General features: G+C 68.4%; 15 protein-coding genes. 4 read left to right on the top strand and 11 right to left on the bottom strand.

Annotation, left to right across the window (positions count from 1 at the left end):
• Positions 1–83: 83 nt before the first annotated feature.
• Both BLR41_RS21635 and BLR41_RS21630 read right to left on the bottom strand, forming a co-directional pair.
• Entirely contained in the window at positions 84–884 is an 801-nt protein-coding gene (locus tag BLR41_RS21635) for an ABC transporter permease (protein ID WP_092632443.1), read from the bottom strand.
• Complete coding sequence (locus BLR41_RS21630; RefSeq protein ID WP_092632440.1) at positions 881–1,912, bottom strand: ATP-binding cassette domain-containing protein; 1,032 nt, start codon at positions 1,910–1,912, stop codon at positions 881–883. The genes BLR41_RS21635 and BLR41_RS21630 overlap by 4 nt, the downstream gene beginning before the upstream one ends.
• A 270-nt stretch (positions 1,913–2,182) precedes the next feature.
• On the opposite strand from BLR41_RS21630, the gene BLR41_RS21625 reads away from it, so the two are divergent.
• Complete coding sequence (locus tag BLR41_RS21625) at positions 2,183–4,027, top strand: acyl-CoA dehydrogenase (RefSeq protein ID WP_092632437.1); 1,845 nt, start codon at positions 2,183–2,185, stop codon at positions 4,025–4,027.
• Positions 4,028–4,262: 235 nt separating this feature from the next.
• Here BLR41_RS21625 and BLR41_RS21620 read toward each other — a convergent pair whose 3' ends face one another.
• The 7 genes from BLR41_RS21620 to BLR41_RS21595 form a co-directional block, all read right to left on the bottom strand.
• A complete protein-coding gene (locus BLR41_RS21620; protein WP_092632527.1) occupies positions 4,263–5,300 on the bottom strand; it encodes a zinc-dependent alcohol dehydrogenase family protein in 1,038 nt (345 codons plus the stop codon).
• Positions 5,301–5,436: 136 nt separating this feature from the next.
• Positions 5,437–7,899 (bottom strand): VanW family protein, encoded by a 2,463-nt coding sequence (locus BLR41_RS21615; RefSeq protein WP_176798093.1) that lies wholly within the window; start codon positions 7,897–7,899, stop codon positions 5,437–5,439.
• Positions 7,900–8,065: 166 nt separating this feature from the next.
• Complete coding sequence (locus tag BLR41_RS21610; RefSeq protein ID WP_092632434.1) at positions 8,066–8,386, bottom strand: GroES family chaperonin; 321 nt, start codon at positions 8,384–8,386, stop codon at positions 8,066–8,068.
• A gap of 83 nt (positions 8,387–8,469) precedes the next feature.
• Positions 8,470–10,362, bottom strand: a complete 1,893-nt coding sequence (locus BLR41_RS21605) for an NHL domain-containing thioredoxin family protein (RefSeq protein ID WP_425426940.1) — start codon at positions 10,360–10,362, stop codon at positions 8,470–8,472.
• A gap of 54 nt (positions 10,363–10,416) precedes the next feature.
• The gene (locus BLR41_RS22635) at positions 10,417–10,668 is read right to left on the bottom strand and encodes a type II toxin-antitoxin system VapC family toxin (RefSeq protein ID WP_143013159.1); all 252 of its coding nucleotides are present in this window, start codon (positions 10,666–10,668) and stop codon (positions 10,417–10,419) included.
• A 19-nt stretch (positions 10,669–10,687) separates the two neighbouring features.
• Positions 10,688–10,963: a YunG family protein gene (locus BLR41_RS21600; protein ID WP_143013158.1), complete on the bottom strand. Its 276-nt coding sequence runs from the start codon at positions 10,961–10,963 to the stop codon at positions 10,688–10,690.
• Between the two features lie 49 nt (positions 10,964–11,012).
• Positions 11,013–11,903: an ornithine cyclodeaminase family protein gene (locus tag BLR41_RS21595; RefSeq protein WP_092632424.1), complete on the bottom strand. Its 891-nt coding sequence runs from the start codon at positions 11,901–11,903 to the stop codon at positions 11,013–11,015.
• A 185-nt stretch (positions 11,904–12,088) separates the two neighbouring features.
• Between BLR41_RS21595 and BLR41_RS21590 the strand changes: the two genes are divergently transcribed.
• The gene (locus BLR41_RS21590; protein ID WP_143013157.1) at positions 12,089–12,793 is read left to right on the top strand and encodes a hypothetical protein; all 705 of its coding nucleotides are present in this window, start codon (positions 12,089–12,091) and stop codon (positions 12,791–12,793) included.
• 384 nt (positions 12,794–13,177) lie between these two features.
• Here BLR41_RS21590 and BLR41_RS21585 read toward each other — a convergent pair whose 3' ends face one another.
• Both BLR41_RS21585 and BLR41_RS21580 read right to left on the bottom strand, forming a co-directional pair.
• Positions 13,178–13,411, bottom strand: coding sequence for a hypothetical protein (locus tag BLR41_RS21585; protein ID WP_092632418.1), 234 nt, complete (start codon positions 13,409–13,411; stop codon positions 13,178–13,180).
• A gap of 696 nt (positions 13,412–14,107) precedes the next feature.
• Positions 14,108–15,385 (bottom strand): acetyl-CoA C-acetyltransferase, encoded by a 1,278-nt coding sequence (locus BLR41_RS21580; protein WP_092632415.1) that lies wholly within the window; start codon positions 15,383–15,385, stop codon positions 14,108–14,110.
• Positions 15,386–15,510: 125 nt separating this feature from the next.
• Here BLR41_RS21580 and BLR41_RS21575 point away from each other — a divergent pair, with 125 nt between their 5' ends.
• Positions 15,511–16,848 carry a 3-oxoacyl-ACP reductase gene (locus BLR41_RS21575; protein WP_092632521.1) on the top strand — a complete coding sequence of 446 codons (1,338 nt, stop codon included), beginning with the start codon at positions 15,511–15,513 and terminating at the stop codon, positions 16,846–16,848.
• Positions 16,849–16,999: 151 nt separating this feature from the next.
• The gene (locus BLR41_RS21570) at positions 17,000–17,869 is read left to right on the top strand and encodes a MaoC family dehydratase (RefSeq protein WP_092632412.1); all 870 of its coding nucleotides are present in this window, start codon (positions 17,000–17,002) and stop codon (positions 17,867–17,869) included.
• Positions 17,870–17,888 lie beyond the last annotated feature (19 nt).

Genomic DNA, 17,888 nt, shown 5'->3' with positions numbered 1-17,888 from the left:
TTCAAGTACGAGTTCGCCTCGGTTGCAGCGGGAGCGACGGGGAGTGTCGGGGCCACGGGGATCACGGGGAGCGGTGTCGGCGGTCACCGACTTGCCACCCGCCGGTAGCGCGCCACCGAAAGCGGGACGAACACGGCGATGATCAGCAGTGAGGAGACGACGGCGTAGGGGATCGCGTGCTCGGCGGGCCAACTGCTCGGTGGCGGCGTCCCCACCCGGATCGGATTGCCGAACAGCTCCCGCAGCGCGTCGGCGTTGACCGTGATCGGGTTCCACCGCGCGAACACCCGCAGCGGCGTGGGCATCGACTCGGCCGAGACGAAGACGGAGGATATGAAGGTCACCGGGAACAGCCACAGCAGTCCGGCGCTCTGCGCCACCTCCACGGTGCGCGAGATCAGCCCGATGAACGCCCCCACCCAGGACATGGCGAACGAGAACAGCAGCAGCACCAGGTAGCCGGTGAGCACGTCGGTGGGGTCGCCCCGCAGCCGCCAGCCGATCAGCAGGCCGCAAAGCGACATGATCACCACCGATAGCAGGCTGACCGCGAGATCCGAGCTGGTGCGGCCCAGCAGCACCGCCACCCGCGACATCGGCAGCGCGCGGAACCGGTCGACTATGCCCTTCTGCAGGTCGTTGGTCAGGCCGATCACAGTGAACGACGAGTTGAAGGCCACCGTTTGCACGAAGATCCCGGCGATCAGGAACTCCCGGTAACGCCCGCCGCCCAGGCTGCCGCCGAACACGAAGGCGAACAGCAGCACGAACATGATCGGCTGCACGGTCCCGGACAGCAGCCAGTCCGGGTTGCGCTTGATGTTGAGCAGGTTGCGCCACGCGACCACGGAACTGTCGCGCAGACTCGACGGAACGACGGTCACTGTCGGCCTCCCCGCTCCCCGCTCTCGGCCGTGGCCAATCCTTCGGAACCGGCGGCGCCTGCCGTCGCACCGTTGCCGGAGACCTCGGTGGGCTTACCGGTGAGGCTGAGGAACGCGTCGTCGAGGGTGGGGCGGTGCAGGCCCACGTCGTGCACCTCGATCCCCGACTCGCCCAACCAGCGCACCGCCTCGACCAACGACTTCGAGCCGTCGTTCACGGCCACCTGCAACCGGCGGCTCTGCGTGTCGACTCGCGGGGTGCCGGTACCTATCCCGGCGAGCACCTCGGCCGCGGTGTCCATTTCGGCCGCCTCGTCGACCACCAGCTCCAGGCGTTCGCCACCGACCAGCGCCTTCAGCTCGTTCGAGGTGCCGTTGGCGATCACCCTGCCGTGGTCGATGACCGCGATGGTGTCGGCGAGCGCGTCCGCCTCCTCCAGGTACTGGGTGGTCAGCAGCACGGTGGTGCCGTCGTCGACCAGTTCGGCGATGAGCCGCCAGGTGTCCATCCGGCCGCGCGGGTCGAGCCCGGTCGTGGGCTCGTCGAGCATCACCACCGGAGGCCTGGCCACCAGCGCGCCCGCCAGGTCCAGGCGTCTGCGCATCCCGCCCGAGTAACCCTTGGCGATCCGGTCACCGGCTTCACCCAGTTGGAAACCGTCCAGCAGTTCACCGGCGCGTTTTCGCGCGTCCGGACGGTTCATGCCGTAGAGCCTGCCGACCATGTAGAGGTTCTCGCGACCGGTGAGGTTCTCGTCCACGGCGGCGTACTGCCCGGAGAGACCGATGGAACGCCGTACCGCGTTCGGTTCGGTGAGCACGTCGTGCCCGGCCACGGAAGCGCTTCCGGAGTCGGGGCGCAGCAGGGTGGTCAGGATGCGCACGGCGGTGGTCTTGCCCGCGCCGTTCGGCCCCAGCAGTCCGAGCACCCGCCCCTTGCGAGCCGAGAGCTCCACTCCGTCCAGCGCGCGGTTGGCGCCGAAGGTCTTGACCAGTGATTCGGCGCTGATCGCCGTAGCGGAGGTCATCGTGGGGAGCCTCCATCCGTTCGCGTGATGTACGCGGCAACCGTAAACGGCCGGGCGGTATTCCGCGCGCGATCGCGGCCACACCCCGCCCCGGGGTTCGACCACGGGTTCTTCCCGGGGGTGGTGCCCGGGGAGAACCCGCCGACTTTCGGGGCGTTTCAACGGGTTTTTCTTGGCAGAAGTTACCGGTAGGTAATATACTCAGGTTACCGATGAGTAAGGGCGTGGTACCTGGCCCGCCCGCACGATTCAGCACGAGGGAGCCACGCCATGGGCCACTACAAGAGCAATATCCGCGACCTCGAATTCAACCTCTTCGAGCTGTTCGAAGTGCAGAACCGGCTGGGCAAGGGCGCGTTCGAACAGGCCGACGAGGACTCGGCCCGGGGCGTGCTCACCGAGCTGAACACCCTCACCACCGGCCCGCTGGCCGACTCCTTCGAGGAGGGCGACCGCAACCCGGCCCAGTTCGACCCCAAGACCGCCTCGGTCACCCTGCCCGAGGGGTTCAAGAAGTCCTACCAACAGGTCATGGACGGTGAGTGGTGGCGGCTGAGCCTGCCCGACGAGCTGGGTGGCTACGGCATCCCGCCGTCGGTGCAGTGGGCGGCGGCCGAGCTCATGCTGGGATCCAACCCCGCGATCTTCATGTACATGGCGGGACCGAGCTTCGCCACCATCCTCTGGGAGAACGGCACCGAGCAGCAGCAGCGCTGGGCCGAGCTGATGATCGATCGCGGCTGGGGCGCGACGATGGTGCTGACCGAGCCCGACGCCGGTTCCGACGTGGGCGCGGGCCGCACCAAGGCCGTCAAGCAGGAGGACGGCAGCTGGCACCTCGAAGGAGTCAAGCGCTTCATCACCTCGGGGGACCAGGACATGACCGAGAACATCATGCACCTGGTGCTGGCCCGGCCCGAGGGCGCCGGCATCGAGCCCAAGCCCGGCACCAAGGGGCTGAGCCTGTTCCTGGTGCCGAAGTACCACTTCGACGACAGCACCGGTGAGCCCGGCGAGCGCAACGGCGCCTACGTCACCAACGTCGAGCACAAGATGGGGCTCAACGTCTCGGCCACCTGCGAGGTCACCTTCGGACAGCACGACACCCCGGCCAAGGGCTGGCTGCTGGGCGAGGTGCACGACGGCATCGCGCAGATGTTCCAGGTCATCGAGTACGCCAGGATGATGGTCGGCACCAAGGCCATCGGCACCCTGTCCACCGGCTACCTCAACGCACTGGAGTACGCCAAGGAACGGGTGCAGAGCGCCGACATGCCGCGCTCGACGGACAAGACGGCCCCCCGCGTCACGATCACACACCACCCGGACGTGCGGCGCATCCTGATGCTGCAGAAGGCCTACGCGGAAGGACTGCGTGCCGTCTACTGCTACACCTCCGACTACCAGGACCGCATCGCGCAGGCCAAGACCTCCGGTGAGGAAGCGAGCCTGTACGAGCAGATCAACGACCTGCTGCTGCCCATCGTCAAGGGTGTCGGTTCGGAACGGGCCTACGAGATGCTCACGCTGTCGCTGCAGACCCTGGGCGGCTCGGGCTACCTGCAGGACTACCCGATCGAGCAGTACATCCGCGACGCCAAGATCGACAGCCTCTACGAGGGCACCACCGCGATCCAGGCGCAGGACTTCTTCTTCCGCAAGATCGTCAAGAACAACGGGCAGGCGATCGGCCACGTGGCCAACGAGATCCAGCAGACCCTGAACTCCGCCGAGGCCGACGAACGGCTCAAGGAGGAGCGCGAGCTGCTCGGACAGGCGCTGGACGACGCGCAGGGCATCCTCGGCGCGCTGTTCAACTTCGCGACCTCCGCGCAGGAGGACGTCAACGAGATCTACAAGGTCGGCCAGCAGGCCGTGACCCTGCTGATGAGCATGGGCGACGTGCTGATCGGCTGGCTGCTGCTGCGTCAGGCCGAGATCGCGCTGCGCGCGCTGGACGCCGGAGCCACCGGCAGGGAGGCGGCGTTCTACAACGGCAAGGTAGCGGTGGTCCGGTTCTTCACCAAGAACGTGCTGCCGGAACTGTCCTCGCGGCGGAAGATCGTGGAGAACACCGACAACTCGCTGATGGAGATCGACGAGTCCGCGTTCTGATCCCCGTACCGAGCTCGGAGCGACTCACCCGCGCCCACCGGCGCCACCGGGAAGACCCGGCGGAACCGGTGGGCGCGGTTTCGTCCGTTCGACGGTTCCCTACGGGGCGTCAATCTCTCGCGAAATCGCCGTGCGGGACGGCGATACGACCCCGCGCCCCGTCAATTTCTCGCGAAATCGCCGTGCCCGGGAACCGGCAACGCACTCCTCGAACCCAAGGGCCGCTGCACACGGTTCAGCTCGGGTCGACGAGGACCTTGAGTGCTTTCCGGTCGGCCATGTCGCGGTACCCGCCCGGAACACCGTCCAGCCCGGTCCGCTGGTCGAACACCCGACCGGGGTCGAGCTTGCCGTAGAGCACGTCGGGCAGCAGCTCGGGAATGTAGGCGCGGGCGGGACACACCCCGCCGGAGAGGCCGACGTTGCGCATGAACATCTCGCGCACGTCCACGCCGTCGCCCTCCTGCGGAACGCCGACGTAACCGACCCGGCCGCCCTCGCGGGCCAGCCGCAGCGCGGTTCGCAACGAGTCGCCGGTGCCGACGCACTCCAGTACCGAGTGCGTGCCCTCGCCACCGGTCAGCTCGCGGACGCGCTCCACCGCCTCGTCGCCGCGCTCGGGCACCACGTCGGTGGCACCGAACTCGCGGGCGAGATTCGTCCGATCGGTGTGCCTGCCCATGACGATGATGCGCTCGGCACCGAGCCGGTTGGCCGCGAGTACCCCGCACAGCCCGACCGCGCCGTCGCCGACGACGGTGGCGGTGCCGCCGGGACGCACCCCGGCGGAGACGGCCGCGTGGTGCCCGGTGGGAAGCACGTCGGCCAGTGTCAGCAAGCCGGGCAGCAGCTCGCTGTCCGGCTCCACCGGCAGGCGAACCAGCGTGCCCTCGGCATGGGGAACCCTTACCGCCTCACCCTGGGCACCGTCCGAACCGGGCGAACCCCAAAGGCCGCCGTTGACGCAGGAGGTCTGCAGCTGTTCCCTGCAGTAGGTGCAGTGACCGTCCGACCAGGTGAACGGCGAGACCACCAGATCACCGGCACGCAAGCCGCCGACCTCGGAGCCGGTTTCCTCGACGATCCCGACGAACTCGTGACCGATGCGACTGCCCGCGCCGTCCTGCTCCATACCCTTGTAGGGCCAGAGGTCGCTGCCGCAGATGCAGGTGAGGCTCACCCGCACGATGGCGTCGGTGGGCTCGGCCAGCACCGGGTCGGCGACGTCCTCCACCCGGACGTCGCCCGCACCGTGTATGACGGTGGCGCGCATGAAACCACTCCGTTTCGGATAGAAACCTTCCACCCCGTGCCACGTACGGAGCGGTCGCGGGATTCCGGCGAACCGGCACACATCCGCGAAACGTGCGACATCACACGCGGTGGGTTCCCGGAGTGTCGTCGGGCGACTACTCCTCGCCCTTCTTCTTGGCGCACTTGACGATCGGCTGCGGATCGTAGACCGTCTTCTGCCGGTCCTTCGTCACCTCGCCGCTCTCGAGATCCTTCCTGATCCGCGTGTTGTGAACCGTGAAGCCCTTCTTGCCGCTGGTGGCCACGCACTCCTCGTCCGCGGGCACGGTCACCTTCTCGGGTTCGGTGACGTCGGTCTTGTCGCTGGTCTTGGACTGGACCTTGTACTGCTTGGTCCCCCAGAAGGTCACGCTCACCGACTCGGGAGTCCACGCGGTCTTGATCAGAATCCCGCTGTCGGAGACGTTCTTGAACTTGACGTCGATCACGCTCGTGCCGTCGGGACGCTGGAACACGGTCGCCTCCCGCCCCATCGGATAACGGCTGATGTAGTAGCTGTGCGCCTTGTGCTCCACATCCTTCATACCGGCCAGGTAGGAGGCGTTGTAGAGCGTGGTGGCGAACTGGGAGATACCACCACCGACGGCCTCGTCGGGACGGCCGTTCTTGATGATCCCGGAGGCGATGTAGCCCTGTTCCTTCTGGCGGATACCGGTGTGGCCGTTGAGGCTGAACGTCTCGCCCGGTTTGACGAGCGCGCCGTCGACCTCCTGGGCGACCTGTTTGATGTTCACCCCGGAGTCCTTGCTGAACCCACCCGTGGTGAAGGTACTGACCTTCTCCTTGATACCGAGCTTCTTGGCCTGCTCCGTCGTCAGCTCGGCCGGAATGTCCTTGTAGACCGCGTCGATGCTGTCCGAACCGGACTTGGTGAGTTTCTCGCGCAGCGGCTCGAACGTCTTCTTCCAGTCGATACCGCGTCCGGTCTCGGAGGGCTCGACGGTGGGTTTGCCGTCCTCGAACACGAAGGAGGCGCTCTTGCCCTCCTTGAGAGTGGACTTCAGCTGGGGTTTTACGACCTTCCTGGCCGTGGGCACGTCGAGATGCCAGTCCAGACCACCGGAGTCGTTGGGTTCGAACCGCAGCGCCGCGGCGACGTCGGCGGGCGCCAGGCTCGCCTGCACGCCGTCACCGTTGACGGTCACCGTTCCCGAGACCGCGGGGCGGGCGACCCCCTCCAGCGCCCGGCGCACCCCCGCCTCGTCGGTTCGGACGTCCTCCTTGGTGTAGGGCAGCGAGACCGGCTGGCTGCCCACCCAGTCACGGACGACGACGTCCATCGCCCGCTTCATGTCCACGTTCCTGCCGGTGACGGGGAAGACCGGCACCGGTTCGGCCCCCTCGAACCGGATGGTTCCCTCCACCGGTTCGCGATGGAGGTCGTTGCGCACCTGCTTCAGCTGCGCACGGAGCTTCTCTCGGTCCACATTGCTCTGCGGAGGCACCTCGCGGGTGGTGAAGAAGGAGGTAAGCCTCGTGATCGGGTTCAACGGCTGTGAACCCGCCTTGTCCAGTGTGGCGTCCCAGTTCATCGACAGCCCGGCTGCCTGGGGCTCGATGCTGCTGGTGGCTTTGCCGACCTTCAGCCGGAAGGGCTCGCTGAGCGAGTCGTCGAGCCGGGAACGCAGCTTCCGCTCGGCAGCGGAGGGATCGAGCCCGCCGACGTCGACACCGGCCACCGTGGTGCCACGTGGCACCTGCCCACTGCTGAATGCCAGGTCACCGATGTAGAGCAACGCCAGCACCCCGATCGTGATGCCCGCGGCGATGCCCGCTCGGAGTAAGGACCTGTTGTTGGGGAGATTTCGGCGGAAACGCGAGCCGACCGAATCGTCCGGTGAACCCGCTTCCGCCCCAGGCGTGCCGAACGGGGGCTGCTGCGGATAACCGGGTGGCGTCCCGAACTGCTGGTCCTGCCCGTACGGGGCCTGTTGAGGCTGCCCGTACGGGGCCTGTTGGGACTGCTGGTGCCCGAACCACGCGGTCGCGTTGCCGTTGTAGTGCTCGGGCGAGGCCGGTACGTAGGCCGTGGCGGCCGCGGTGGAGTCGACGGCCCGCGTGCTCTCGGGCACGGCGGGAATCGTGTCGGTGCGCTCGGTGTCCCCCTCGAAGGGGACCGCCGTCGTCTCCTCGGTCACCCGCGGGATGAAATCGGTACTCTCGGTGGCCGTCTCCGCGGGGGCATCGTTGCCGGTGCCCGCCCCAGCGGTGCCGGTATCTCCGGTACCGCTCGCCGCACCGGCGGAACTACCGGTGGTGGAACTCCCGGGGGCAGTGCCACCCGTTTCGGTGTTCGCGGCCGCCCCGGTCGGCGATCCGGCGACGTGCGGCGGTGTCATACCGGGTTTCGTACTCCGGCGGGACTCGTCGACGGCCTCGTCGTCGTCCGATCGCCCACCGGTGGCCGACTCCGACGTCCCCTCGGCGGCCGCGCCGCCGCTCGGAGCACCACTGCCGCTCAGATCACCGGTGAGAAACTGAATCCGCTCGGTCGGTTCGTCCGCTCGCCGATCCCGACCGCCCTCGGTGCGATCGGGACGTTCGTGGTCTTCCGGCACCGCGTCCCCTTCTTCTCGGTCTTGCGGCGGGGTCGGCAGCACAACTCGAGCCTGCCGACCGGCATCACCGGTACAGCCCGGCTGGGGAGGCCTCACACGGCTTCCGAACTGGTATCACGTGCGCCACAGCACACAGCGGCCACGCCGAACCGGACACGCACCTCGGTCAAAGATACAGACCGGTACCCTGCTCGGTCCGCTCGGAGGCGACGGCGTGCAGATCCCGCTCCCGCAGCACCACGTAGATCTCGCCCTGCACTTCCACCTCGTACTGCTCCTCGGGGTTGAACAGCACCTGATCCCCGGTTTGGACACTGCGCACGTGGCTGCCCACACCGAAAACCTCGCCCCAGAGCAGGCGTTTGGCCACCTGGGCGGTCGCGGGTATCACGATACCGCCGCTGCTGCGACGTTCACCGGACTCTTCGGAGACCCGCACCATGACTCGGTCATGCAACATCTGGATCTCAAGCTTGGCATCGGTCACCCGGAAAGTTTACGCGTCCGGTCGAGCCCGGCGAATGCGCAGGGTAGACCGCCGAATCGGGCCCCGGAACCGTGACGAGCCGGTCACTGCTCGTCCATCCCTCCCATGACCAGCGGCAACCGCCGGCTGCCGCCGCTGTCGAGCCGGACCGGCACTCCCCAGTCCTGCCTGGTCAGTCGACAGGCCGGATGCTCGACCTCGGAGTCGTCGTCGCAACTGGCCGCCTGCGCGACCACGTGCAGCACCCCGTGCTCGATCCCCTCGGCCAGCACGAGCCGCCTGCTCAGCTCCGTACCGACACCGGCGCCCTCGACCAGCATGTTCTCCGGGGAGGAGCTGATCTCGAGCCGCGTGGAAGGGCCGTAGCGCTCGTCGAGCTTCTGCCCGGGCGGAGGCTCGAAGACAACGGTGAGCTCGACCTCGCCGGAACTGACCTCGGTCGCGGGGCGGTTGACCCGCTGGGACCCACCCTCGATCAGTCGCGCGGTCACCCCCGGCGGCACCGGGCGTTCCAGCCGGTGCGCGGTACTGGCCGCGACCACCAGCTCGCCTTCGGACGTGGTGGCACCGGACGGCTCGGCGACACCGGTCGCCAGCGTCGAGACCTCCCCGGTGGCGGGTTCGTAACGCCGAATCGCGCCGTTGTAGGTGTCGCAGATCGCCACGGTGCCGTCGGGCAGCACCGCGACACCGAGCGGGTGCTGCAGCAGCGCCTCGGCCGCCGGTCCGTCGGAGTGGCCGAAGTCGAACAGACCCCTGCCGACCGCGGTGCGCACCTCGAAACCGCCGTCGGTCGGCTCCACCCAGCGCAGCGCGGAGGTCTCGGCGTCGACGAACCAGAGGCGCTCCGGATCGCCCGCATCGGTGGCCGCCGCGACGGCGAGTCCGGAGGGCTGGGCGAAGAACGCCTCGTTCGCCGGGCCGTCGCGCAGCCCCTCCACAGTGGTGCCCGCGAACCGGGTGACGCTCTCCGCCACGGGATCGAACAGCCCCAGGGTGTGGTTCCCGGCCATCGCGATGACCACACCGCCAGCCGGTGCCCACCAGGTCACGTCCCACGGACTCGTCAACGCCGTCCGCGCCGCCGCGCCCGAGTCCGGCTCGTCCCGCCACTGCGCACCGGTTCCCGCCACCGTGACGACCGCACCGTCGGCCAGCCGCAGCCCGCGCAACAGGTGATTGACCGTGTCGGCCACCACGACGTCGTAGCCGACCCGCGCCGCGACCCGCTCGGGCAGCAGCGCCATGCCACCGGGCTCGCTGAAGGAGGCGAACTCGGCGTCGCCGTCCGCGTTTCCCCTGCGGCCGGTTCCGATGCGGCGCAGCTGGGTCTCGCCGTCCGCCGCGAACTCGACCAGCGAGTGCCGCGCCGAATCCGCGACGAGCAACGTTCCCCCCTCCAGGCCGAGCACCTTGGTGGGGAAGCGCAACGTGGTCTCCGGCTCCGGGGTCTCGACCCGGTGTTCGGCACCGCGGTGGAGGGTGCCGCGCCGGTCGTGCTCGGGCACGAGCTCGCCGAGTATCCGGCGCAGTGCCTCGACGTGCCCTTCCCCGGCCGCCTGGTGCACCACGTAGCCCTCGGGGTCGATCAGCACCAGGGTCGGCCACGCCTTGACCGCGTAGTCGCGCCAGGTCGCCAGCTCCGGATCGTCGAGCACCGGGTGGTCCACGCCGTAGCGCTCCACGGCGGCGGCGAGCGCATCCGGGTCCGCCTCGTGCTCGAACTTCGGCGAGTGCACGCCGATGGTGACCAGCTCCTCGGCGAACTCCCGCTCCAGCGGGCGCAGCTCGTCGATGACGTGCAGGCAGTTGACGCAGCAGAACGCCCAGAAGTCCAGCAGCACGAACTTCCCGCGCAGTTCGGTCAGTCGTGGCGTGGTTCCACCGGTGTTCAGCCAGGCGCGCCCGGAGGGTTCCGGGGCTCGGACACGGGCACGACGGTTCTGCTGCGAAGTATTCACGTCCCCAGTCAACACACCCGAACGGCGCGGTGTTCCGCGGGAGAGTTACTCCTGAGTCACGTCTCACCGTCAGTTCGGTGGATGCGGGGTCTCGGTCAACTTGGGGCACACCCTCGCCAGTTCGTGGTCCGTGGTCAGTACCCGAAGCCCGAGGCGCTCGGCCGGCGCGATGTAGAGCGCGTCGAGCAGCCGCACGTCCGCGCGCCGTGCCCACGCCCCCGTCAGCAGACTTGGCAACGGGTGACGAGTAACGGGCATGGCTGGGAGGCGGCCCAGGGCCAATTCGACATCATCGACGGCGAGGTCACCCGCGCGCCGCATTCCACCGTCGTCGCGCGGACTAGCGCTCGAGGTACGTCAGTACTCGTTCTCGGAGGGTTTCGTACTCCGTGTCGAGGCGGGTCCTGCCGGTCGGGCGAGAGACGGGTTCACCGGGGCCGACGAGCTCGTCGGAGGCGAACTGGCCTCGGGTGAGATCCAGTTCCGGACCGCCGCCGAGGCGGTTCCACCAGTGGAAGTCCACCCGTTCGCCCCGGCGGCGAACATCGCCCCGCACGAGGTCGCCACCGAAGAGATCGTTGAAGACGAGGGCGGTGGTGCCGCATTCTTCCCGCACCGCTCGGCGAGTCGCGGCGTGGTTCCACCGGCGTCCGAAGCCGGGCATCTCAACCGGGGGTCGCGTCGAACAGGCGATCGGCGAACAGCACCTCCGAGCCGGCCAGACCGACCGAGCAGTGCACCGTGAGCTGATCGGAGCTCTCCCGACCGGGGTGAGCGCCGATCAGGACGTCTCCCAGCGATACCAGCCTCGCCGGGCCGACGAGGAAGTCGGGCAGGGCCGCCGCCTGCGGCGGCGAGTCGCAGCTGACGACCGCCGCCCGTTCGAGCAGTTCAGGAGGCATTTCGTGCCCGGTGCTCCCCTTCGGCCCCACGGTGGTGACGTGCGCGCCGGGAGCGATGTCGGCCGAGTCGATCACCGGACGCTCCGAACGGGTGGCCAGCACGACGACCTCGGCGTCACCTACCGCCGAAGCCGGGGTCGCGACGGTCTCGGCGCGCAGCCCCAGCCGGTCCCGCACCTCGGCCGCGAACGTCTCGCGGTTGCGCTCGTCCCTGCTGTGCACCCGGACCAGTTCGGGGGAGCGAACCGCGCTGACGGCCCAGATCTGGGTCCACGCCTGCTTGCCGGTTCCGACCACGGCGAGCGTGCTCGCTCGTTCGTCGGACATCGCTTCCACGGCGGCACCCCCCAGGGCTCCGGTGCGTCGGGCGCCCAGCTCGTCCCCGACCACGATGCCGAACAGCCTCCCCGCGGCATCCCACAGCGCCACCAGCTGATCACCGGCGGGCGTACCGGCGCGGTAGGCGCGGAAACCGCTGACGCCGCCCGGCAGGCCACCGGTTGTGTAGTAGTAGTCGAGATCGCCGAGTTCGGCGCTGACCCGGGGAGGTGCGGCGAGCTCGCCCCGAGCGAACCGGCGGAGGGCCTCTCGCGCGGCGTCGACGGCCGTCTCGGGAGCAACGGTGACGACGTCGGAATCGGTGAGTACGCGCATGTGCCGATGTTCGCAGCGTACCCCGCCCCCATCATAAGTCGTGTGACTACGCATGGGCAGCGCGGAGGACCGCGAGGGCGGTGAGCAGGCTGTTCTCACCCGAACAGGGCCGATACCAATCCACGACCACCGGGCTGACGAACCCCCGTTGGCAGATCAACGCGACCACGGGAAGGGTGCTGCCAGTGTCCAGGTTTCAACTGCGTTCCGTCGTGAGCACCGTAGCCGCACTCGGGCTGATGGCCACGGGTTCGGCGGCGGTGGCATCCGCGCAACCGAAGCACGACGTCGAGCACGACCGCGACCGAGGCACGTTCACCGTCGTCGAGCTCGACGAGCTCAACGACAGCGGAGCGCACGGGTTCGGCCTGATCAAACTGCGAGGCCGCGAAGCGACCGTACGGCTCTACAGCTCCGGGCTGCTGGAGAACCAACCGCACGCGCAACACGTCCACATCGGCGGCGCGGGGCGGTGCCCCACCAAGGCCGACGACGCCAACGACGACGGCATCATCAGCACCGCCGAAGGCGCCTCGGACTACGGCGGGATCGGGGTCTCACTGACCACCACCGGTGACACCGGTCCGTCCAGCGGTCTCGCGGTGGACCGGTTCCCGACCGCCCCAAACGGATTCGTGACCTACTCGCGGACGGTGACCGTCAGCGAGGAAACCGCCGCGAACATCCGCGACGGCAACGCGGTGCTCGTGCAGCACGGCATCGACATCAACGACAGCGGCGCCTACGACGGGGACGCTCCGAGTTCGCTGGACCCGTCCCTACCGCTGGAGGCGACAGCACCGGCCGCCTGCGGCACGCAGGGACTGCGGCTCGGCGGCGGTCTCGACGAGCACGGCCTCGGTCTCGGGCTCGGCCTGAGCACGCGGTAAGAACCAATCGAGAAGTTCGAGTCACCGGCCCCGGGTACACCTGACCCGAGGGCCGGTGGACTTCCGTCAGGAGAGCACCGGATTCGGCTGCCGAGAAACAAAACGGCGCGCGCCGAACGTCGGGAGCGTCGGTGCGCGCCGGGAAACGAGCCCCACCGAAACCGATTCACGGGACATCGGAATCAATTTCGCAAGCGGTTTCGTATTTTCATCGGTCGTGCACCGGGGGACAGAGCACGACCGTTCGGTGCTTTTCGGTTCTTCGCCGTCGACACGGCATCACCGCGTTCACGTCTCACCCGCACCCGGATACGGCCACCGGGAACGAAGCACGAGACCGGAACGGCCTCGACGGATCAGCCCCGGATCATCGGTCTCCGCCGGTCAGGCCGCCTCGGACATCCGCCTGTCCAAAGGCCCTTGCTCCGTCGGGGCCACGTGCTCCATCGGAGTCAGCGGGGTGAGGTCACCGGAAGTCGACATGTCGTACTCACCGCTCTCCTCGAAATTCGGAGGTGAGCGATTGATGCGTTGCGGAGTACGGTGGTCGCTTACGTAGAACACGCTTGCCGCCAAGATCGGAAGCAGTGCACCGATCATCACGATGGCAATGTTCATGGTGCCTCTCCTTAAGGCTGTCCGAAACCCTGAGTGTTTTTCCGATCACTCAGGGTGATCAATATGGGGCCATGGCATCGCCCTGAAATACAGGTCTTCCTGTCATACAGGGATGCCGTTATCGGACTCGTCGCTCTCGCGACGAAGAGACACCTCGTCCGGCGCGTGGGAATCCACCCGTTGGGCGAGGACGTATGGGAGGTGCCTACCTGCCGTTCACCGACAGCCAGGACACCGGGGTGGCGAGCTCCGCGATGCTGCCAGGTCGGGGGTCCGACAGCATCGCGGAGTCACCCCGTTCATCGTGCCTGTACATCAAAGCGTTACACCTTCGACATGATGTGTCTTGGATCACATTTTTCGATCCGATCACAATGTCGATCGATCGGGAACACGAAACGGCCTCAGTACGATACGGACAGTCATCCCCGGAGGGGAAAGTATTCTTCGGACGGGATCCGAGAACACTTGATCACCGCGTTGGTTCCCGTCCGACGAACGGAACCGAAGCGGTGCGAATTCCCGAGCGGGGCAACAAATGTAGCGCAGCTCACGGCCCGGGGCACGGCGAGACACGCCGTCTCCCACCGACCCCGCGCCACGACGAGCACAGTCCACTTCGGATAGCCCCCGAGCGGGGCCCGGAGCGCCCGACCTGCCGGTCGGGTGAACACCGGAACTCGAACAGGTTTTTGATCAGCGTTCGACGACGGCGGTGAGCCCCTGACCACCGGCCGCGCAGATGGAGACGAGTCCACGACCGGACCCACGCTCCGCCAACAACTTGGCCAAGGTCGCCACGATCCGCCCGCCGGTCGCGGCGAAGGGATGTCCGGCCGCGAGCGAGGAACCGTTCACGTTCAGTCGGTCGGTGTCGATCTCGCCCAGCGGTTCACCCCGGCCCAGCCGCTCGGCGCAGAACTCGGGATCCCGCCAGGCCCGGAGCGTGCACAACACCTGGGAAGCGAATGCCTCGTGGATCTCGTAGAAGTCGAACTCGCCGAGCGAGCTGCCCACCCGGTCCAACAGCCTCGGTACGGCGTAGGCGGGAGCCATCAACAGCCCCTCGTCACCGCTGACGTAGTCCACCGCCTCGGAGACGAAGTCACCGAGGTAGGCCAACACCGGCAGCTGGTGCCGCTGCGCCCACTCCTCGCTGGCGAGCAGCACCGTGGCCGCGCCGTCGGAGAGCGGTGTGGAGTTGCCCGCGGTCATGGTGGCCTGCTCGCCCCGGCCGAAAACGGGCTTGAGCTCGGCGAGTTTTTCCGGCGAGGAATCCGGCCGCAGGTTCTGATCACGTGTGAGCCCCTGGAACGGGGTGACCAGATCCTCGAAGAACCCTCGCTCGTAGGCGGCACCGAGCCGCTGGTGGCTGCGGGCGGCCAGCTCGTCCTGCTCCGCCCGCTCGACACCCCACGCCGCAGCGGTCCTGGCGGCGTGCTCCCCCATCGAGAGTCCGGTGCGGGGTTCCTCGTTGCGGGGGATACCGGGTACGACGTGTCCCGGCCGCAGGCCGGTCAGCGCCCGCAGCTTGGCCCCGGTGCCCTTGGCGTGGTTGGCGCGCAACAGCACTCTGCGCAGTTCGTCGTTGAGCTCGATCGGAGCGTCGCTGGCCGAGTCCACCCCGCCCGCTATGCCGGACTCGAGCTGCCCGAGAGCGATCTTGTTCGCCACGGACACGACCGACTCCAGGCCGGTGGCACAGGCCATCTGCACGTCGTGCGCGGGAGTACGCGAGTCGAGACCGGAGCCGAGCACGACCTCGCGTGCCAGGTTGAAGTCGCGGCTGTGCTTGAGTACCGCCCCGGCGACGAACTCACCGACACGCCGCCCGGAGAGTCCGTAACGAGCCACCAAGCCGTCGAGAGCGGCGGTGAGCATGTCCTGATTGGACGCACGCGCGTAGGGGCCACCCGAACGTGCGAACGGGATTCGGTTGCCTCCGACGATGGCGACCCGGCGAGTTGTGGACATGGCCGATTCCTCCGCACAGCTGCTCGACGAACACCCGGAACAGCGCCGGGCCTGACTGGAAACTCAACCTACCGACGGGTAGCTTATGCGTCGAGTGCCGGTCACGCATGGAGGAGTTGCTCGTAATGGCGGATCCGTACAGCAAGCTGGTCACATCCCGGTACGGGCGGCAGTTGGCCAACCGGCTCGGGCTGCCCACCCCCACCCCGCTGCGCAGGTACCGACCGGGTGACCCGCTCGTCTCCGGCCCCGTACTGCTCGGAGAAGCCGAAGGGGGCCGGCTCGGCAAAGCCGTGTCCGAGACCCTGCGAGAGGCCGACGCCGAGGTACACCGGAGCCGGGACGACGACGCCGAGTACGCGGCCCTGGTCTTCGACGCCACCGGAATAGCGGGCAGCACGGAACTCGGGGAACTCCACGAGTTCTTCGGCGCCACGATCCGGCGAGTGAGCAAGTGCGGCAGGCTGATCGTGCTCGGCACCCCGCCGGAGGAGATCGACGACCCCGCGGAGCGAACCGCGCAGCGCGCGCTGGAAGGATTCGTCCGCACCGCGGGCAAGGAACTCAAACGCGGCGCCACCGCCCAACTGGTCCACGTCTCCCGGGGCGGCGAGCGGGCGATCGACTCCACGCTGCGCTTCCTGCTCTCGTCGAAATCGGCGTTCGTCTCCGGCCAGGTGATCCGCGTCGGAGCCGCCGAAGCACCCACCGTCGACGCAGCGCGACCACTGCGCGACAAGGTCGCGCTGGTCACCGGCGCCTCCCGCGGCATCGGCGCCGCCATCGCCGAGACCCTGGCCCGGGACGGAGCCCACGTGGTGTGCCTGGACGTCCCCGCACAGGGGGAGGACCTGGCCGAGGTGGCCAACCGGATCGGCGGTTCGACGCTGCAGCTCGACATCACCGCCGAGGACGCGCCCCGGCAACTCATCGAACACGTCGAACAGCGGCACGACGGGCTCGACATCGTGGTGCACAACGCGGGCATCACGCGGGACAAGACCATCGGCAGGATGAGCCGGGACCAGTGGGAAGCGGTGCTGCGGGTCAACCTCGCCGCCCAGGAGCGGATCAACACCGCCCTGCTGGCCGACTCCTCCCCGCTCCGCAGCGGCGGCAGGCTGGTCGGGATCGCCTCCATCAGCGGCATCGCGGGCAACGTCGGGCAGGCGAACTACGCGACCTCCAAGGCCGGGGTGATCGGCCACGTGCAGGCACTCGCCCCGCGCGCCGCGGAACGCGGTGTGACGATCAACGCCGTGGCTCCCGGATTCATCGAGACCGCGATGACCGCGGCCGTACCGCTGTTCGTGCGCGAGGCGGGCCGCAGGATGAACAGCCTCTCGCAGGGCGGGCTGCCGGTGGACGTCGCCGAGACCATCGCCTACTACGCCGATCCCGGGTCGGCCGGAGTCAACGGCAACGTAATTCGCGTGTGCGGGCAGAGCCTGTTGGGGGCTTGAGGGTTTCGTCGGCTCGGTTGGCGCAGGGGCTCGGTTGGCGCAGGGCTCGGGTGGCGGAACCTCTCGCGGGCTCTCGCTCCGGGGAGGCCCGACATCGAGTGGGTAGATCACGACAAGTCGCGGCGGAGTACCGCAGGAAGGTGGGACGAGGATGCCGACCGAGGAACTGAGCGAGTCGCCGAACCTGGGCGCGCTCTATCTGAAGGCAGCGGGAACCACACCGCTGCGGCGGGCCGGGCGGGACGCCGAACTCCCCTACAGCGAGTACGTCCGCTCCGGGATCACGATCGACCGGGAACACCTTGCCGCCTACAACAGGCTGTGCGGATTCGGCACCCGCGACGAGCTGCCGCTCACCTATCCGCACATCACCTCGTTCCCGCTGGCCGTGCGGCTGATGACCGACCGGGACTTCCCGTACCCGCTGGTCGGCCTGGTGCACGTGGCGAACCGCATCACGCGGCACGAACCGGTGTCGGTGACCGACTCGATGACCCAGCGAGTGCGGCTGGCGAACCAGCGCCGCCACCCGAAGGGACAGCAGTTCGACGTGATCACCGAGACCAGCGTCGACGATCGGCTCGTCTGGAGCGAGACGAGCACGTACCTGCGGCGGGGCGCCTCGGACGACTCCGTCCCCAGACCCGAGGGAATTCCGGAGGTGACCGCCGAGGCCCCCACCGCGGCCTGGCGGCTGCCCGCGAACCTCGGCAGGCGCTACGCGGCCGTGTCCGGTGATCGTAATCCGATCCACCTGCACCCGCTCACCGCCAAGGCGTTCGGCTTCCCCCGGACGATCGCGCACGGCATGTGGTCCAAGGCCCGCTGCCTCGCCGCCTTCGAGGGCAGACTGCCCGACGCCTGCACGGTCGAGGTGGAGTTCGCCAAGCCGGTGCTGCTGCCCTCCGAGGTGCGCTTCACCGAACAACCCGGGGAGTCGGACGCGGCGAAGCTCTTCGCGCTGCACTCCACCTCGGGCAAACCGCACCTGAAGGGACGGCTGCACGGCCTGGCCGAGTGACCCAGCTCCCACGTGGTCC

This window comes from Actinopolyspora mzabensis (genome assembly GCF_900101095.1).
Taxonomy (GTDB): Bacteria; Actinomycetota; Actinomycetes; order Mycobacteriales; family Pseudonocardiaceae; genus Actinopolyspora; species Actinopolyspora mzabensis.
The sequence above is the reverse complement of the archived record's forward strand: the minus strand, read 5'-3'. Positions and strand labels throughout refer to the sequence as shown.